The organism is Bradyrhizobium sp. ISRA442, from assembly GCF_038085055.1.
Taxonomy (GTDB): domain Bacteria; phylum Pseudomonadota; class Alphaproteobacteria; order Rhizobiales; family Xanthobacteraceae; genus Bradyrhizobium.
Map to the genome: position 1 here is coordinate 209,732 of NZ_JALGCN010000004.1, position 17,651 is coordinate 227,382.

Annotated in this window: 16 protein-coding genes; 5 read left to right on the top strand and 11 right to left on the bottom strand. The window is 65.2% G+C overall.

Going from position 1 to position 17,651, the window contains the following annotated elements; all coding sequences use genetic code 11:
* Positions 1-29: 29 nt before the first annotated feature.
* The 7 genes from MTR72_RS10560 to lptF are packed head-to-tail and all read right to left on the bottom strand — an operon-like array spanning position 30 to position 8,749.
* The gene (locus tag MTR72_RS10560; RefSeq protein ID WP_280964289.1) at positions 30-1,088 is read right to left on the bottom strand and encodes an alcohol dehydrogenase; all 1,059 of its coding nucleotides are present in this window, start codon (positions 1,086-1,088) and stop codon (positions 30-32) included.
* Positions 1,089-1,113: 25 nt separating this feature from the next.
* The gene (gene rsmA / locus MTR72_RS10565; protein WP_280964288.1) at positions 1,114-1,968 is read right to left on the bottom strand and encodes a 16S rRNA (adenine(1518)-N(6)/adenine(1519)-N(6))-dimethyltransferase RsmA; all 855 of its coding nucleotides are present in this window, start codon (positions 1,966-1,968) and stop codon (positions 1,114-1,116) included.
* Positions 1,968-2,981 carry a 4-hydroxythreonine-4-phosphate dehydrogenase PdxA gene (gene pdxA / locus MTR72_RS10570; protein ID WP_280964287.1) on the bottom strand — a complete coding sequence of 338 codons (1,014 nt, stop codon included), beginning with the start codon at positions 2,979-2,981 and terminating at the stop codon, positions 1,968-1,970. Before pdxA ends, rsmA begins: the two co-directional genes overlap by 1 nt.
* Complete coding sequence (locus MTR72_RS10575) at positions 2,981-3,937, bottom strand: peptidylprolyl isomerase (RefSeq protein WP_445819568.1); 957 nt, start codon at positions 3,935-3,937, stop codon at positions 2,981-2,983. The genes pdxA and MTR72_RS10575 overlap by 1 nt, the downstream gene beginning before the upstream one ends.
* Before the next feature lie 56 nt (positions 3,938-3,993).
* Positions 3,994-6,486 carry an LPS-assembly protein LptD gene (locus MTR72_RS10580; RefSeq protein WP_280964285.1) on the bottom strand — a complete coding sequence of 831 codons (2,493 nt, stop codon included), beginning with the start codon at positions 6,484-6,486 and terminating at the stop codon, positions 3,994-3,996.
* The gene (gene lptG, locus MTR72_RS10585; protein WP_280964284.1) at positions 6,486-7,583 is read right to left on the bottom strand and encodes an LPS export ABC transporter permease LptG; all 1,098 of its coding nucleotides are present in this window, start codon (positions 7,581-7,583) and stop codon (positions 6,486-6,488) included. The genes MTR72_RS10580 and lptG overlap by 1 nt, the downstream gene beginning before the upstream one ends.
* A complete protein-coding gene (lptF, locus tag MTR72_RS10590; RefSeq protein WP_280964283.1) occupies positions 7,580-8,749 on the bottom strand; it encodes an LPS export ABC transporter permease LptF in 1,170 nt (389 codons plus the stop codon). Before lptF ends, lptG begins: the two co-directional genes overlap by 4 nt.
* Before the next feature lie 337 nt (positions 8,750-9,086).
* On the opposite strand from lptF, the gene MTR72_RS10595 reads away from it, so the two are divergent.
* The 3 genes from MTR72_RS10595 to MTR72_RS10605 all read left to right on the top strand — a co-directional run bounded on the left by MTR72_RS10595 (position 9,087) and on the right by MTR72_RS10605 (position 11,708).
* On the top strand, positions 9,087-10,598 hold the full coding sequence (locus MTR72_RS10595) for a leucyl aminopeptidase (protein WP_280964282.1): 1,512 nt from the start codon (positions 9,087-9,089) through the stop codon (positions 10,596-10,598).
* Complete coding sequence (locus tag MTR72_RS10600; RefSeq protein ID WP_280964281.1) at positions 10,595-11,047, top strand: DNA polymerase III subunit chi; 453 nt, start codon at positions 10,595-10,597, stop codon at positions 11,045-11,047. The genes MTR72_RS10595 and MTR72_RS10600 overlap by 4 nt, the downstream gene beginning before the upstream one ends.
* A 166-nt stretch (positions 11,048-11,213) precedes the next feature.
* Positions 11,214-11,708 (top strand): hypothetical protein, encoded by a 495-nt coding sequence (locus tag MTR72_RS10605; protein ID WP_445819574.1) that lies wholly within the window; start codon positions 11,214-11,216, stop codon positions 11,706-11,708.
* A 142-nt stretch (positions 11,709-11,850) separates the two neighbouring features.
* On the opposite strand, the gene MTR72_RS10610 is transcribed toward MTR72_RS10605, so the two are convergent.
* From MTR72_RS10610 to MTR72_RS10620, 3 genes are all read right to left on the bottom strand, one after another.
* Complete coding sequence (locus MTR72_RS10610; protein ID WP_280964279.1) at positions 11,851-13,710, bottom strand: ABC-F family ATP-binding cassette domain-containing protein; 1,860 nt, start codon at positions 13,708-13,710, stop codon at positions 11,851-11,853.
* A 56-nt stretch (positions 13,711-13,766) separates the two neighbouring features.
* On the bottom strand, positions 13,767-13,946 hold the full coding sequence (locus tag MTR72_RS10615; protein ID WP_280964278.1) for a hypothetical protein: 180 nt from the start codon (positions 13,944-13,946) through the stop codon (positions 13,767-13,769).
* A gap of 217 nt (positions 13,947-14,163) precedes the next feature.
* A complete protein-coding gene (locus MTR72_RS10620) occupies positions 14,164-14,418 on the bottom strand; it encodes a sulfur globule protein precursor (RefSeq protein ID WP_280964277.1) in 255 nt (84 codons plus the stop codon).
* A gap of 307 nt (positions 14,419-14,725) precedes the next feature.
* Between MTR72_RS10620 and ndk the strand changes: the two genes are divergently transcribed.
* A complete protein-coding gene (gene ndk, locus MTR72_RS10625) occupies positions 14,726-15,148 on the top strand; it encodes a nucleoside-diphosphate kinase (protein WP_280964276.1) in 423 nt (140 codons plus the stop codon).
* Positions 15,149-15,278: 130 nt separating this feature from the next.
* Entirely contained in the window at positions 15,279-16,139 is an 861-nt protein-coding gene (locus tag MTR72_RS10630) for a TerC family protein (RefSeq protein ID WP_280964275.1), read from the top strand.
* Positions 16,140-16,143: 4 nt separating this feature from the next.
* Here the strand turns inward: MTR72_RS10630 and ppx are convergent, their stop codons facing one another.
* On the bottom strand, positions 16,144-17,646 hold the full coding sequence (gene ppx, locus MTR72_RS10635) for an exopolyphosphatase (RefSeq protein ID WP_280964274.1): 1,503 nt from the start codon (positions 17,644-17,646) through the stop codon (positions 16,144-16,146).
* Positions 17,647-17,651: the final 5 nt, after the last annotated feature.

Genomic DNA, 17,651 nt, shown 5'->3' on the forward strand with positions numbered 1-17,651 from the left:
GCGACGTGTTCCCGCCGCCGCGCGAAAATTCAGTTCTTCAGCACGATGCGGCCGACCACCTTGCCGGCGCGCAAGCTGTCGATCCACTTCTGGACGTCGGCCATCGGCTCTTCGCGCATCGGTGTCGGCTTGATCTTGCCGGCACGCGCGAGCGCCATCAGCTCGTGGGCCTCAGTGAGCGTGCCGACCATGAAGCCTTCGATGGTCATGCGCTTGTAGACCCATTGCACCATCGGCAGCGTAAACTGGCCGCCCATCAGGCCGGACACCACGATCTTGCCGCCGCGCGCGGCGACAGCAACCGCGAACGCCATCGACTTCTCGTTGCCGGCAAAATCGACGATCTCGTCGAAGCCGCCGTCGGTCTCCTTCAGGATGCGCTTGATGACGTCGGGTTCGGCCGGATCGTAGGCGACCGCCGCGCCGTTCTTCAGCGCGGTCTCGCGCGCAGCCGGGCTGAGATCGGCGACCGTGATCGGCTGCTTGAACATGGCCTGCGCGAACGATAGGCCCATCATGCCGACGCCGCCGAGACCGATCAGCAAGAGGTTGCGCTGGCGCGGGCGGTCGACCAGGCGCTTGAGCGCGCCGTAGGCGGTCACGCCCGAGCACATCAGCGTCGCGGCCTGGTTGACCGGCAGGGGATCGTAATCGAGCAGGTATTTTGCGTCGGGCACCAGCACGTGGCTGGCAAAGCCGCCGTCGATGGAGACGCCGAGGAAGCGCTGCTTGGCGCAGAGGTTCTCGTCGCCGTTCTGGCAGTCGCGGCACTGGCCGCAGCCGATCCACGGAAACACCGCCTTCTTCGCGCCGACGAGGCCGGCTGGCACGTCGGGACCGACTTCCTCGACGACGCCGGCGATCTCGTGGCCGAGCGTGAAGGGCAGCGTCATGCCGCGCGTGGTGTCGAGCTTCTTGCCGCCGCCGAGATCGGCGTAGCCGTCCTGGATGTGCAGGTCGGAATGACAGAGGCCGCAACGTTCGATGCGCACCAGCACCTCGCGGCCTTGCGGCTTGGGCGTGTCGATGATGGTCTCGCACAGCGGCGCATCGAACTTGACCAGGGACTGCCGACGCATCAGCGCCATATTCCTTCCTCCGAAATTGTTGTTGTCAGGCGTCGCTGCGTATATCGGCCAATTCACGGGCCATGGCAACAAAGCCCGAGATCGGAACGGTCTCCGCGCGCCGCGTCGCATCGATGCCGGCGGCGCTCGCGAGCCGCGCCGGATCGGCCCCGAGCGATTTCAGGCTTTGACGCAGCATCTTGCGGCGCTGCCCGAACGCCGCGGCCGCGACTTGCTCGAGCAGCCGGCGATCGCAAGGCAAGGGATTTTCGCGCGGTACGAGGCGTACGACAGAGGAGGTGACCTTCGGCGGCGGCACGAAGGCCGCGGGCGAGATGTCGAACAGGATCTTCGTCTCCGCGCGCCAGTTGGCGAGCACGCCGAGGCGGCCATAGGCCTCCTCGTTCTCGCGCGCGACGATGCGTTCGCCAACCTCGCGCTGGAACATCAACACCATCATCTCGTACCAGGGCGGCCAGGGCTCGATCGTGAGCCAGTTGATCAGGAGCTGGGTCGCAATGTTGTACGGCAGGTTGGCGACGATCTTGGCCTTGGCGCCATCGAGCAGCGGCCGCGGGTCGAAGGTCATGGCATCGCCATGCACGATCTCGAGCCGGCCGGGATAGCGTGCGGAGATATCTGCAAGCGCCGGGAGCGCGCGCTCGTCATGCTCGATTGAGATGACGCGGGCGGCGCCGAGCGCGAGCAGGGCGCGCGTCAGCCCGCCCGGGCCTGGGCCGATCTCGACGATGGTCGCCTCTTCCAGCGGCGCGGCCGCACGCGCGATGCGCGCGGTCAGATTGAGGTCGAGGAGGAAGTTCTGGCCGAGCGATTTGCGAGCCGACAGGGCATGCTGGCGAATGACCTCGCGAAGCGGCGGGAGGTCGTCGATCGCGCTCATCAGGCTGTCGCAGCCGCCATGCGGCTCGCCAGCCGAACAGCAGCGATCAAGCTCGCCGGATTGGCCTTGCCGGTGCCTGCGATGTCGAACGCGGTGCCGTGATCCGGCGAGGTGCGGATGAAGGGCAGGCCGAGCGTGACGTTGACCGCGTCGTCGAAGGCGATCGTCTTGATCGGGATCAGCGCCTGGTCGTGATACATGCAGACGGCGCAGTCATAGGTGCTGCGCGCGGCGTCGTGGAACATGGTGTCGGCAGGCACCGGCCCCTTCACCTCGATGCCCTCGTTGCGCAGCACCTTGACGGCGGGTGTGATGACGGTCTGCTCCTCGTGGCCGAGCGAGCCGTCCTCGCCGGCATGCGGATTAAGGCCGGAGATGGCGATGCGCGGGCGCGCGATGCCGAAGCGGGATGTCAGCTCGGCCGCGACGATACGCACTGTGGAGACGATCAGCTCGCTCGTGAGCTCGGCGAGCGCGTCGCGCAGCGAGACATGGATGGTCACCGGCACCACGGCCAGCCGCGGCGACCACAGCATCATCACCGGCTGAGGTACGCGGCCGCCCGTTGCTGCGAGCTCGGCGAGGAATTCGGTGTGTCCGGGATGACGGAAGCCGGCGCGATAGAGCACGCTCTTGGCGATCGGATTGGTGACCACGGCGGCGGCGCGGCCATCGCGGACGTCGGCAACGGCCTGGCGGATCGAGGCGAGCACGGCAGGCGCGCTGGAATCGTCCGGCTTGCCGGGGCTGGCCGTCGCGATCGCGCCGGTTGCGACGACGGGCAGCGCGTCGGCGAAGGCTGCTTCGGCTTCGTCCGCGCGCATCGCGGCGATTTCGATGTCGGCGCCGAGCGCCTTGGCGCGCCGCGCGACCAGTGCCTCGTCGCCGAGCAGGTAGAAGGCGGGAAGGTTCAGTTCACGGCGCTTCAGCCAAGCTGCGATCGCGATGTCGGGGCCGATGCCGGCGGGTTCTCCGAGGGTCAGGGCCAGAGGCTTTGCGAAAAGCTTGGCCATCAGCGCTTGCGATATTCGATCATCGCCGCCTTGCGGATCTCCTCGAGATACGCCTTCGAGGTCTTCTCGTATTTCTCGGCGTACATCTTCTCGCGAATCTCGCGCTTCTTCGGCGTGTCGATCATGGTCGGCTTGCGGGAGCAGAGGACGACCATCTCGATGCCCTGTTTGGTCATCTCCGGCGGGGTCAGGTGGCCGATCGGCGTGTCGTCGAGCACTTTGCGCAGCGCCTCGGGTAGCTCCGCGGTCGTCTTCGTGACGGTCTCGCGGATCGCGGCGTTCGGCGTCGAGCGGAACAGCGAATTGGCTTCCTCGCAGCTTCCGACGCGTCCGCGATAGGTCTCGGCCTCCTTGTGCCGCTGTTCCAGGAAGGCCTGGGACGATCCGCGTGGCACGATCAGGACGATCGGCTGCATCTTGTATTCGGTGCCCTCGATCTGAAGCTTCTCGCCCCCCTCGGACCGCACCTTGTCGGCGACGTCCTTCTCGCCAACCTGCAGGCGCTCCTTGTAGCGGCCGCGCACCAGGCTCGTCCAAACCATCTCGGCCCTCATGCGGCTCTTCAGGGTCTCCGGCCGGACGCCCTTGACCTCGAGCGACTTGGTGAGCTGCTCCGGCGCGACGCGCATGCGCTGGGCCATGCCGGCGTAGGACTGCTCGATATCGGAGGCGCCGGGATCGACGCCGTATTTCTTGCCTTCCTTGATCTTCACCTTGTCGTCGATCAGCTCGTTGATGACCTCCTGACGGCTCGGGGTCTTCTGCGTCGTCAACTGGTCGAGCTTGGTGCGCTGCTCGATGTCGAAATCAGTGATGGGGTCGCCATTGACCATGACAACGATGTTCTGCGCCTGCGACGGCGCCGGCGTGCCGATGAGGATCAGCCCCGTAGCAAAGACGGGAAGGACGAGGCGAAGAAGGGACAATGGGATCATCGTCATGATTGTCGCTCGCATGTCAGCCGCGCTGAACCTGCGATCCTTTTGAAAACGCGGCCGGCACTTCAGACGGTTCACTGATAGCCGGAGAGACCGGAGGTGCTGGTCGTCGACGTAGTCGCCAGTGTACGCAAGCCGATCTGGAACATGAACGCGTGGCTCAGCACGGGCGGCGTGGTGCCAGCAGAGTAGCTATACGAAGTTACATAGTTCGCCGCCAGCACGAAGCAATCGTCGACATAGCCGGCACCGACCACATATTGGTTGATCTTGTTGGCCTCGAGATCCCAGCGCGCCGAGCCCGTCACCACCCAGTTGGATGCGACCTTCAGCGAGCCGGACGTCAAGATGCCCTCGCGGCGCGTCAGATAGCCGAGCTCGGGCTGCGGCGCATAGTTGCCGTAGATCATGCTGACCGACCAGCGGTCGAAATTGGCGCGGCCTTCGGCCTCGAAGCGCTGGACGTTCCAGGTCTGCTCGTCCATCCGGCTGCGGACGCTGAACGTATAGGTCCGGTTCGGCGAATAAGCGAGGCTTGCCACGTAATCGGACCGCGGCTTGTCGAGACCGGAATCGAGGCCGGTATTGATGGCATCCTGGACCGCGTAGGAGTTCAGGCCGAAGAGCTGGTAGGACTGCCCGAACAGCGCCTTGACGGCGCCGCCCTGGTCGAACTGCGTCGTGGCCTGCACGCCGACATTGGCGCGGCCGCCGCCCTCGACGCGATCGTAGCCGGAGAACTTGTCGACGCTGAACAGGTTCGAGGTGTCGAACACCATGCTCTGCGCGTCCTCGTTGGGAAACTTGCCGGCATAGGGCTCGTTCGGGCGGATGATGATCTGCGCGATCGGCTCGACGGTGGTCGAACCCCACGGCTGAACGTTGATGAAGGGATAACGGTACTCGAGACCGACGGTCGGCATCAGGCGCACCGCCTGGGTGTCGCCGACGGGCAGGTAGTTCGATACGCCCGGCTGGTTGGAGACCGAGGAGTTGATCGCATCCGCGCGAAGGCTGGCGAACGGCGTCCAGATCTGGCCGAACGGATCGGTGAACGACTTCCGCCATTGCGCTTCCGCGGTCAGCCGGGTGTAGGTGCCGGGGAAGCCGCGCAACAGGCACTGCGAGGGGATGCGCGCCAGCGGATCGGCCGACGCCGTCGTGCACAGGCCGGCGGTGTTGGCGAGCGTCGTGATCGGATCGAATACCGCGGTCTCACGCGACAGGTTCAGGAAGTTGGTCTTGTAGCTGAACTCGCCGCCGAAGACTGGATAGTTGAGCACGTTCGAGTAGTCGATCACAGGATAGACCACCGGCACATTGCTCTGGTTGCCCGAGAAGCTCAGCCAGTACATCGTGCGCGCGTCGAAGTAGCTGCGGTTGCCGACGCCAGTCAGATAGAGCTGCGAGAGCGCGTCCGTCGGCAGGTTCAGGAACGATCCGAGCGGATCGCGGTACTGCGCCAGGCGGTAGTCCGACATGAAGTAGTAATCGGAGAGCAGGACGCCGTCCCAGCCCCAGGTCCATTTGTCGTTGAGCGCGAACTGGCCCTTGGTCTCGACGCCGCCGCGGAACTGACGGTCGCCGGGCTGGCCGGCGAACTGGCCGGGATCGAGCTGGTCGATGCCGTAGACGCGGATCTGATAGGCGCCGTCCATCAGGCGCTGACGGAATTCGGCCTGGAACAGCACGCCCTGCTTGGACGTGATGCGCGGGCTGAAGGTTGCGTCCATATCCGGCGCGATCGCCCAGTAGAACGGGACTTCGACGCCGTAGCCGAACGCGGTGTAGGAGGTGAAGCCCGGCATCAGGAAGCCGGTCTTGCGCTTCACGGTCGGGTCGGGCGTCGAGAAGTACGGCATGTAGGCCAGCGGCACGCCGAAGAATTCGAGCTGCGCCGTCTCGAAATACAGCATCTTCTCCTGCTGGTCGTGGATGATGCGTGCACCCTTGACCTGCCACAGCGGCGGCTTCTTCGGATCGTCCTTACACGGCGCGCAGGCCGTGTAGACGCCGTTCTCGAATACCGTGTAGTTGCCGCTGGAGCGGTCGGCGCGGGTCGCGGCCATGCGAGTCTGGTCGGCGGTGTCCACCCGCAGCGAATCGACGAACCCGTCGCGGTAGTCGTCGGACAGGTCCATGATCTCGGCATAGGTGATCTTGCCGTCGGCATCCGTCATGCGGATGTTGCCTTCGGCATGGAGCCGCTTGGTCTTCTGGTCGTAGATGACCTTGTCGGCCTCGACGCTGGTGCCGTTGTAGAAGAGCTGCACGTTGCCGACCGCGGAGACGCGCGAGTTATTGTAGTCGTAGTCGACCTCGGTCGCCTGCACGAGCATCTGGTTGTCGTTGGCGACTTTGGGCGGCTTGGGACGCGGCGGCAGCGGATTGTAGGTGAAGCTCTGCGCGTGCGCCGGCGTTACCGTGGCGACATCGATCAGGCCCGCAAACGACGCGGCAGCGATGAGGGTAAGAAGGACCTTGCGCACGGGCAAGCCGATCCCGTTCGCGCGCACCACGGTGCGCCGCGTCAAACAAGACACGAGTCCTCGGCGGACGGCAGTCACTATCCGTCCTCCTGATAAAGCAAGGCCAAGAAGCCGGTGAGGCCGCCCACCACAACGGGCAACCACGCCGCAGCGATCGGATGCATCAACTCAGCCTTGCTCAAGTCCTCAGTTACTTTCGACAGGACGTAGAGCAGAAAGCCCGCGCCCACGCCACTCAAAACCATCTTCTGTACGCCACCCATCCGGAAGAAGCGCAACGACACGGAGGCCGCAAGCATCACCATTGCGGCGAGCAAAAACGGCTGTGCCAGAAGCTTGTGATACTGGAGTCGATATCCGGCTGTCGCGAAGCCTGAGCTCTCGGATGAGCGGATGTAGTTCGGTAGTTGCCAAAAGGACACAGTCTCGGGTGTGGAAAAGCTGTTGCGGACCTGGGCCTCGGTCAGCGTCGTCGGAATTTCCAGCCGCGCCTGGTCGACGGGTGGGGCGTCCAGCGAGAACCGGCGCACCGTCTTGAACAGCCAGTGACCGTCCTCGAGCGTTGCCTCGCGCGCCTCGATCCGCTCCTTGAAATGCCAGTCTGTATCGAACCGGAACAGCGTCAGCCCGGTCAGCCGCACGCCCTGCTGCTCGCTGCGCGCCGCGTTGATAATGACCTGGCCGTCATTGGTGACCTGGTTGAGCCAGAAGCCCGAGGCGTCCTGGATGCCGCCGCCCGGCGCCGAGCCGAACAGCTCCGCCTCCATGCGCTTGGAGAGTTCGCGTAAGTTCGCCGACATCGGATTGTAGGCAACAGTGGCAATCACCCCGATCAGGAGCGCGCTGCCGAGCGCCGGCGAGATGAACTGCCACGCCGAGATGCCGGCGGCGCGGGCGACCACGAGCTCGAGCCGGCGGGAGAGGGCGAGATAGCAGGTCATGGCGCCGATCAGCATGCAGAACGGCGTCAGCTTCTCCAGAAGCTGCGGCACGCGGAACAGCGAGGTCTCGGCGACCATGATCGCGGAGGCCGACGCCAGCCCCGAGGTTTTGCGCACCATCTCGATGTAGTCGACGAGGACGAGCAGCAGGAAGATGCTCGCGAACACGCCGAGCGCCGAGATGACGAAGCGGCCGGCGAAATAGCGCCCGAGCGTGTTGGTGAGCATGCTCATGCAGCGGCCGGACGTCCGAACAGACGCGCGATCCGCGCGTTCGATCTGTTGATGGCTTCGAGCAGGGCGGGCGGCGGTTCGACCACGATGCCGCCGACGATCATCCACAGCCCGCCGCCGATCGCAGCCGCCAGCATCGCGTACTGGATCAACGGGGCAAACGGCGACTTCACCGCCATCACCGAGCAGGCGAATCCCGCCATGCGCAGGCCGAACACGGCGAGCACCGAGCCGCCGATCGAGAAGTTGCGGCTCTGGCGCGTGGTGCGCGGCGCACCGAGGAAGGCGAAGGTGAGCGCCGCAAATGCAAACGGGTAGAGCGGCGCCATGATGCGGTCATGCAGCTCGGCACGGAACTGGCCGGGCACCGCCTTGTAGACCGGGTCGTCCTCCTCCGGCGAGAACAGCTCCCAGAGATAGCGCTCGCGGATGCCGAGGGTGACGTCATGGCCCTGGTTGGAGAACTTCGACATGTCGAAGCCGTAGCGGCCGAACGCCACCAGCGCCGGATCGCGCTTGCCGGCCTCGAAGCGCTGCAGATTGCCGTCCTTGAGCACCAGGAACGATCCGTTGCCGTTCTTCACGACCTCGCCGTGCTCGGCGACGATCGAGACGCGCTCATTCGGATCGCGGCGATCGTCGATGAAGATGCCGGCAAGGATGCCGCCCGGCTGGCGTTCGCGGATCCGGATCGTGAGATTCTTGTCGAGCTGGGCGAAGCGGCCGGGCTGCAGGATGTTGGTGAGGACGTCGGCGGTGATCTCAGCGTCCCACTGCTTGATCCGTCGCATGCCGTCGGGGGCGAGATAGGCCGCGATGAAGGCGACCAGCAGCGCCACCACGCAGGTGGCGTAGAAGAACGGATAGAACAGCCGGAACGGCGAGAAGCCGGCGGCATTCATCACGATGATCTCGGAATCGGTCGCGAGCTTGTTCAGCGTGTGCGAGATCGCGATCATCAGCGCGATTGGCGAGATGATCAGGATCAGCGCCGGAATGACGAGGCTGGTGATGCCGAGGAAAGTAAGGATGGTTTGGCCCTGGCTCGTCATCAGGTCGATGCCGCGCAACGCCTGCGTAATCCAGATCACGCCGGTGAGGCTGACCAGGACGAGCGCAAACGACGCCAGCGTCGTGCGGAAAATATACCTATCGATCGACCCCATGCGCTACCGCACGATTCCCACCAAGGCCCCACTGCAGGTCCGGAACCTGGCCGCCGACCCATCCCCGCAAAGGGATCCCCAAGGGTCGCGCCGCCACTTCTTCCGCCGGCTAATCTCTCACTACCATCCCTTTGATCCGTCAACAAAATGGCTGCCCCGTGGCACCGTCAATATATGGTTAATATTTCGCTCTTGTGGCGTTCGGGCCACGGCCGAGCTTGGCATCGGCCGGGCCTTTCGCCCATAGTGCGGAAAGTCCAGTGAATCGCGGTTCAGCGCCGGCCCTCGGCCGGTCCCGCTGAATGGCTAAAAGCCCCATGTTTTGGAGGAGTTACCCATGTCCGATGCCATCAAGGTCGGCTTCGTCCCGCTTGCCGCCGCGCCACGTGGCATCCTGGTCGTCTTCTGCGACGACAGTCTGAAGGTGGGCCCGGCGACCGCCAAGGCGCTCGGCGCCGCCAACGAAGTCGTGAAGCGGGCGGCCGCGGCCGCCGCCTTCAAGGGCAAGAGCGGTGCGGCGCTGGACATCCTGGCGCCCGAGGGATTGAAGGCCACCCGCCTGATCGTGATCGGCGCCGGCAAGACTTCGGCGCTGAAGGCGAGCGACTTCCTCAAATTCGGCGGCGGGGCGGCGAGCAAGCTCCAGGCCGGGGGCGGTGCCATGACAATCATGACAATCATGGCGGAATTGCCCGATGGCGCGATGACGAGCGAGCAGGCGGTCGCGATCGCCTCGGGCTTGCGCCTGCGCGCCTACAAATTCGATCGCTATAAGACGAAGAAGAAGGACGGCGAGGAGGGCGGCGCCCTGCGCGCTGACGTCTCGCTCGCGGTTGCCGATGCGGCGGCGGCGAAGAAGGCCTTCGTGTCGGCGGGCCATGTCGTCGACGGTGTGATCATCGCGCGCGACCTCGTCAACGAGCCTCCGAATGTGCTGTTTCCCGAGGAGTTCGCGCGCAGGGCAAGTCAGCTCCGCAAGCTCGGCGTCAAGATCGAGGTGCTCGACGTCAAGGCCATGCAGAAGCTCGGCATGGGCGCGTTGCTCGGCGTCGGCCAGGGCTCGGTGCGGCCGAGTCGCACGGTGATCATGCGCTGGGACGGCGGCAAGAAGGGCACCGCGCCGGTGGCCTTTATCGGCAAGGGCGTCTGCTTCGACACCGGCGGCATTTCGATCAAGCCCGCCGGCAGCATGGAGGACATGAAGGGCGACATGGGCGGCGCGGCCTGCGTCGTCGGGCTGATGCATGCGCTCGCGGCGCGCAAAGCCAAGGTCAACGCCGTCGGCGCCATCGGCCTCGTCGAGAACATGCCCGACGGCAACGCCCAGCGTCCGGGCGACATCGTCACCTCGATGTCGGGCCAGACCATCGAGATCATCAACACCGACGCGGAGGGGCGCCTCGTGCTCGCCGACGTACTCTGGTACGTCGCCAAGAAGGTGAAACCGAAGTTCATGGTCGATCTGGCCACGCTCACCGGCGCGATCATGGTCGCGCTCGGTACCGAGCATGCCGGCATGTTCTCCAACGATGACGAACTCGCCGAACGGCTGCTGACCGCCGGGCTCGAAAGCGGTGAAAAGGTCTGGCGCATGCCGCTCGGGCCCGAATACGACAAGCTGATCGATTCGCAGTTCGCCGACATGAAGAACACCGGCGGCCGCCATGGCGGCTCGATCACGGCGGCGCAGTTCCTGCAGCGTTTCGTCGACGGTACGCCCTGGGCGCATCTCGATATCGCCGGTACCGCGATGGGCGCGCCGAAGACCGACATCAACCAGAGCTGGGGCTCCGGCTATGGCGTACGGCTGCTCGACCGGCTGGTGGCAGATCATTACGAGAGCAAATGACCGAAGTCCTGTTCTACCATCTGCAAGACATATCGGTTGAGAACGTCTTGCCGCCGCTTCTTGAGAAGTCGCTGGAACGCGGCTGGCGGGTCGTGGTGCAGTCGACCTCGCCGGAACGCGCCGACGCGCTCGATGCGCATCTGTGGACCTATCGGGACGATTCTTTCCTGCCTCATGCGACGTGGCGCGTGAACGATGCGGCCGACCAGCCGATCGTGCTGGCGATCGAGGAGGACAATCCGAACGGGGCCAACGTCCGCTTCCTGATCGACAATGCCACGCTGCCTCAGGACGCGCAGAGCTACGAGCGCATGGTGCTGTTGTTCAACGGCGACGATCCGGAGGCGCTGGCCCAGGCGCGCGGCGCCTGGACGGATTGCAAGACGCGGGGATTCGAGGTGACCTACTGGCAGGCCGACGAACGCGGCCGGTGGCAGCGGCGGAATTAGCGGTGGATCGCTATTAATGATAATTTGCACTTTTCGGGCGATGCTGGTTTTGGCCACCTTCGTGCCGCAAAGTGATGTTGGGACAATCGCTTAGGGCTGGTCCTTCACCCGGGGAATTTAGTTTATCGTGCGACATCAAAAGCTTCCAAAGTCGCTCATAGTTGCGTTGGCCGCCGTCGCACCGCTGATCGCGGGCTGCTCCGGCGGGAGCGATCTGTTTTCGAAGGACGCCGAGTGGTTCTCCAGGGCCGGCCGTCTGAGCATCAAGAACATCTCGATCGAATCGCCGCCGCTGACCCCCGACAAGCCGGTAAGGCCCGACGAACTGGTCAGCGCCGATGGCGCGTGTCCGGGCATGACGCCTGTTGGCGCGCCCGCCGATGCCAATGCGTCGAGCGAACCGTCCGCGCCGGCGGGCGGAACGGTCGCTCTCGGTCATACCGAATGCGACGTGGTGCGCGGCATCGGCGCGCCATCGAGCGTCAACATCTCCAATGATGCCGGCGGCAGGCGCATCGTTGTGGTCACGTGGACTACCGGTCCGCGCGCCGGCATCTACACCTTCACTTCGGGCCGCCTGTCCTCGATCGAAGGTACGCCCGAGCCGCCGGCCGCGCCGAAGACGGCCAAGCCGAAGGCAAGAAAGAAGACCGCGACCTGATTGAAAGCTCGTGTCCCGGACGCGGCGCGGCATGAATGACGCGACACTGAGCCGGGACGCAGTTTGTCATGATGATGGGCCCCGGCTCAGCAGCGCATCACTATCGTGCTGCGCAGCGTCCGGGGCGCGAGAGCGACGCTAGCTAACCCGCCGCTTCAAACTGCGCGCTGGCTTCGAGCCATTGTTCTTCCGCGCGCGCCAACGCGTCCGCGGCATTCGCGCGCGCCTTGGAGAGTTGCGCGGCCTGATTGGGATCGCGGGTGAAGATGTCGGGGAGCGCCAGTGCAGTGTCGATTTTCGTGATGATCTCACCGATGCGGGCGATCTCGGCTTCGGCCTCCGCGATGCGCTTCTTGAGCGAGCCGCGATTGTCGTTTCTAGCGCGCTGAGGCTTCTCGCTCGCGGCGCTGCGTTCGCGCGGCGAGGCGTCCGCGTTGCGCGATGACAGCACCATGCGGCGGTATTCGTCGAGATCGCCGTCGTAGTTCGTCACGGTGCGATCGGCGACGATCCAGAGCCGTTCGGCGCAGGCTTCGATCAGGTAGCGATCGTGCGACACCATGATGACCGCGCCGGGAAAATCGTTGATGGCCTCGGCGAGCGCGGCGCGGCTGTCGATGTCGAGATGGTTGGTCGGCTCGTCCAGGATGATCATGTTGGGGCCGAAGAAGGTCGCAAGGCCCAGCAGCAGCCGCGCCTTCTCGCCGCCCGACAGTTTTCCTGCCTTGGTGTCCGCCGCCTTGCCGGAAAAGCCGATCGCGCCGGCGCGCGCCCGTACCTTGGCCTCCGGCGCATCGCCCATCAGCTTGCGGACGTGATCGTAGGCGGAGGCGTCCTCGTTCAGCTCGTCGAGCTGATGCTGCGCGAAATAGGCGATCGACAGCTTGTCCGCGCGCGTGACTTTGCCCGAGAACGGCGCGAGGCGGCCGGCGAGCAGCTTGACCAGCGTCGACTTGCCGTTGCCGTTGGCGCCAAGAAGCGCGATGCGGTCGTCATTATCGATGCGCAAGGTGACGCGGCCGAGCACTGGCGTTGCCGGATCGTAGCCGACCGAGACGTTGTCGACCGCGATGATCGGCGGAGACAGGATTTTCTCCGGCGCGGGAAAGCTGATTTCGCGCACGTCCTCGGTGACCAGCGCCGTGATCGGCTTCAGCCGTTCGAGCATCTTGACGCGCGACTGCGCCTGGCGCGCCTTCGACGCCTTGGCCTTGAAGCGGTCGACGAAAGCCTGCAGGCGCGCACGTTCGGCCTCCTGGCGCTTGACCTGCTTGGCATCGAGCAGCTCGCGCGCGGCACGCTGCTCCTCGAAGGAGGAATAGGAGCCGCGATAGAGCGTGAGCTTGCCGCGCTCCAGATGCAGGATCTGGTCGACGGAGCTTTCGAGCAGGTCGCGGTCGTGGCTGATCACGATCACCGTGCGCGGATAATGCGCAAGGTGATCCTCCAGCCACAGCGTGCCTTCGAGATCGAGATAGTTGGTGGGCTCGTCGAGCAGAAGCAGGTCAGGGGCTGCAAACAGGGTCGCGGCCAGCGCAACGCGCATGCGCCAGCCACCGGAGAATTCGGCGCAGGGACGCGCTTGGTCGGCGGCTGAAAAGCCGAGGCCGGAGAGAATCGCGGCGGCTCTGCTCGGCGCCGAATGTGCGTCAATATCGACGAGCCGGGTCTGGATCTCCGCGATCCGGTGCGGATCGCTGGCGCTCTCGGCCTCGGAGAGCAGCGCATCGCGTTCGAGATCGGCCCTGAGCACGACCTCGATCAGGCTCTCCGGACCGTTCGGCGCCTCCTGTGCGAGGCTGCCGACGCGCCAGCGCGGCGGCAATGTCACCGTTCCATGTTCGGCGGCGAGCTCGCCGCGAATCACCTTGAACAGCGTCGACTTGCCGGTCCCATTGCGTCCGACCAGACCAACGCGCGCGCCGGGCGTGATCTGCACGGAACTCTGGTCGATCAGGAGGCGCCCGGCGAGCCGGACCGAGAGGTCGGTGATGGAAAGCATGCGGCCTTGTCACCGCAAGGCGGCGCGAACGCAACCCGTTTTTCTAGACCTGCCCGTTAGTGCGAGCTGTCCTCTCGGTCTCGCTTCTTCAGCTCGTCCAAAAGATGCTCGAGATGCGACGTCAGTCGGGGCTCGGGGCGAAGGTTCTGCCGCAGCCGCTCGCCCACGGCATCGCAAATCGCGCGGCTGGTGCGCCGATCAATCTGTTCGCTGTTATTGGCGGAAACACCAGCCATAGCAGAGTTCCGTTGTTTCAAAGTAATAACGACACTCTACCAAGTCACTGACCGCAAATTTGTTTCGCCCGTGCCGGGACTGCCGGGTATTCTAGTAAAAATTGTATTAATGGTCGCGCCACCGCAAATGCAAAGCCCCGGCGCGGGGGACGACGCCGGGGCTTCTCTTGGAAGGTACCTGGGGGGTGGTACCTTGGGAAGGTGCTGTCGGACTTAGTTAGTAGCAGCGGTTGATCAGCCGCCAGCGGGGGCCCCAGGGAGTCGGGACCAGCCGGCGTACATAGCAGCCGCCATAGCCGTAGGAGACGGGGCCGCCGACATAGAAGCGCGGTGCACCCCAGCCCCAGCCGTGGTGCCAGCCGCCGCCATGCCAGCCCCAGCCGCCGTGCCAGTGTGCGGAGGCGGAGGTCGGCGCCAGCGCGGCACCCAGCGCGACCGCGGCGACTGCGGCAAGCGAAAGTTTCCTCAACATGGTGATCTCCTCAAAACTGCCGGCGCGGGCCTGCGCGTCGATGGAAAGGCCGCCGAAACGGTCTGCCTCGAAATGAGGCTCGGTTTCGATGGAGAAGAGCCTAGGGCAGGGAGGCTGAACCGAATCCTGACGGGATCTGCAGATTCGGTTCATCTGGGTGAAATTGTTGTAATCCACGCCGGAATGTTCGGCCCCGGTCCTGCGGCGAAGCGCCCGCGCGGGCCCTTCGGCGGTCGCTTGCCGTTCCGCAAAGGCGTCGATATAAGCCCCGCAACTCCACACACCGCTTTTCCTCAAGGACAAGATCATGGCGATTGAACGCACCTTCTCGATCATCAAGCCCGACGCGACCGAGCGTAACCTGACCGGCGCGGTCAATGCCGTGATCGAGAAGGCGGGCCTGCGCATCGTCGCCCAGAAGCGCATCTGCATGACCAAGGGCCAGGCCGAGACCTTCTATGCCATCCACAAGGCGCGCCCGTTTTTCGGCGAGCTCGTCGATTTCATGACCTCGGGTCCGGTCGTGGTGCAGGTGCTGGAAGGCGAGGGCGCGATCGCCAAATATCGCGAGGTAATGGGCGCGACCGATCCGTCGAAGGCGGCTGACGGCACCATCCGCAAGCTCTACGCGAAGTCGATCGGCGAGAACTCGGTGCACGGCTCGGACGCGCCGGAGACTGCCGTGATCGAGATCGCGCAGTTCTTTTCGGGCAACGAGATCGTCGGCTGATCTTCAGCTGGCGCGCTAAAGCGCGATGAATCTCATCGCGCTTTAGTTTATTGTTTAAGCATGATCTTCTCGGAAAACCGCGGCGCACTTTTCCGGATCATGCCTTGTTGACGGGGCGAAAGGACGTATTGTGAACTGGCTTTGGCAGATCTTCGATCCCGCCACTATCGGGTCTGTTTTCACCCAGTTCCGCAATGAGATGGCCGAACCGACCTTCTGGATTGCGGTCGGCAAGATCATCTGGATCAACATCCTCCTGTCCGGCGACAACGCGCTGGTGATCGCGCTCGCCTGCCGCGGCCTGAATCCGAGGCACCGGCTGTGGGGCATGGTGCTGGGCGCCGGCGCTGCGGTGCTGCTGCGGATCATCTTCACCGGCATCGTCGCGAGCCTGATGGCGCTGCCGTACCTGAAGCTGGTCGGCGGTCTGGCGCTGATCGTGATCGCTGCCAAGCTCCTGGTTCCGGAGGCGGAGGACGAGGAGGGCGTCGAGTCCGCTTCGCATCTCTGGCAGGCCGTGCAGATCGTCGTCATCGCCGACATCGTCATGAGTCTCGACAACGTCATCGCGGTCGCCGCCGCCGCCAATGGCAGCGTGCCGCTGTTGATCCTCGGCCTTGCCATCAGCGTGCCGCTGATCGTCGCCGGCGCTGCGCTGATTATGGCGCTCCTGGCGAAACTGCCGGTCCTGGTCTGGGCGGGTGCGGCACTGCTCGGCTGGATCGCCGGCGAGGTGATCGCGACCGATCCCGGCGTCGAGCCGAACCTGCACGCGCTGTTCGATGGTCCGTTAGGCGCCTCGCTGGATTCGATCCTCGCAACCCTGCGCATCCCGCCGCAATTCGCCCATGGTGGCGGAGGCGGCGAATATCTCTGCGCCGCACTCGGCGTCATCGTCGTGCTGGTCGTCGGCTACATCTGGCGCCGGCGCAGCCTGAGCGCGGTCGCGCTTGACGCCTCCGAGCGTCACGCCAAGGTGTCGGCGGAGTAATTCTCTAGCGGCGGACGATCGAGCCGGAGCGGCCGATCAGGCGCGCGAGCTGGCGGAAACGGCCGCCGACGCGATCGGCGACGAGGTCGCCGAGCTTGTGCTCGAACACGAGCATCAGCTTGCGTCCCTCGTTGCGGAAATGCGTCGCTGGCAGCACGCCGGGCCGCGCCGCCGAGATCAGATGCGCGACGCGAAAGGCGGCGCCGAGCAAACGGGCGCGTTCGAGCTGGGTCGGCGTCAGCAGCTCCTGCATCGTCATCGGCGGCTGGTTTTCTTCACTGAGGCCTGCGTAGCGGTAGAACACCGACAAACCGACGAAGGCGCGCTCCTGGTGATTGATCGCGCCGAAATTGCCGTTGACGACGAGGCTCAGCGTCTGCTCGCCGCGATGGTCGGGATGCACGCGCCAGCCGATGTCCGAGAGCAGGCACGCGGTGTGGCGTAAGCGGCGGTCCTCCTCGGTTTCGCGCAGCTTCACCACGCGCGCCAGGCGGTCGCTCCAGGCGATCAGCTCGCGGGCATGGCGGGCCGAGCGCGACAGCAGCTCGTTGAGTTCTTCAGCCGCGCAGATCAGGCCGTCCTTGCTGCGCTCGGCTTCCGACAGCTTCTCATGCAGCAGGCCCTCGCGCACGCCGAAGGTCGAGAACACGATGGTCTTCGGCTTCGCGACGCGGATGATGTGCTCGAGCACCAGCGCTGCATAGGTGAGGAGGGGACGCCGGGCATCGGCGACGACCTCGATGTCGGCAAGCATGTCGGCCGCCGCAAGGCGCCGCAGCCGGCGTGCGAAGTCGAGGGCCTCCGCCGCGGGAATGGAATAGCCGTGCATCACCTGGAGCGGATAGCCGCTCTGGATGATGTGGATGCGCGCGAGCGCGCGCCAGGTACCGCCGACCGCGTAGAAGGTGCGGCCGTGGCCTGCGGTGAGCTGCGGCACCTCGTCGATCTCCTCGCGCACGATGCGATCGGCGCGCTTGAGCGATTTGTGCGCGAGGTCCTGCAGCGCGAGGCCGCCGAGCGGCAGTGTCACGCCGCTGCGCACGCTGTTGCGGCGCACGTCGATCAATTCGAGCGAGCCGCCGCCGAGGTCGCCAACGATGCCGTCGGGAAGATGGATGCCCGAGATCACGCCTAGCGCCGACAGCCGCGCCTCTCGCGGTCCAGACAGGATCTCGATCTTCACGGCGCAGATGCGCTCGGCTTTCGCGATGAAGTCGGGACCGTTGGAAGCGTCGCGGCAGGCGGCGGTGGCGATCGCAAACACGCGACCGACCTGCATCACCCGGCACAGCGCCCGAAACCGCTTGAGAGAGGTCAACGCCTTGTCGACGGCATCGGGCGCGAGCAGGCCCGTGCTCTGCACCTCGCGCCCGAGGCCGCATAGTGTCTTCTCGTTGAAGATCGGAATGAGGCTGCGCGTCAGCCCCTCGTAGACGACGAGACGGACCGAGTTGGATCCGATGTCGATGACGGCGACGCTCGCGCTGCGCTTGCGCGGCCGCTTCACGACAA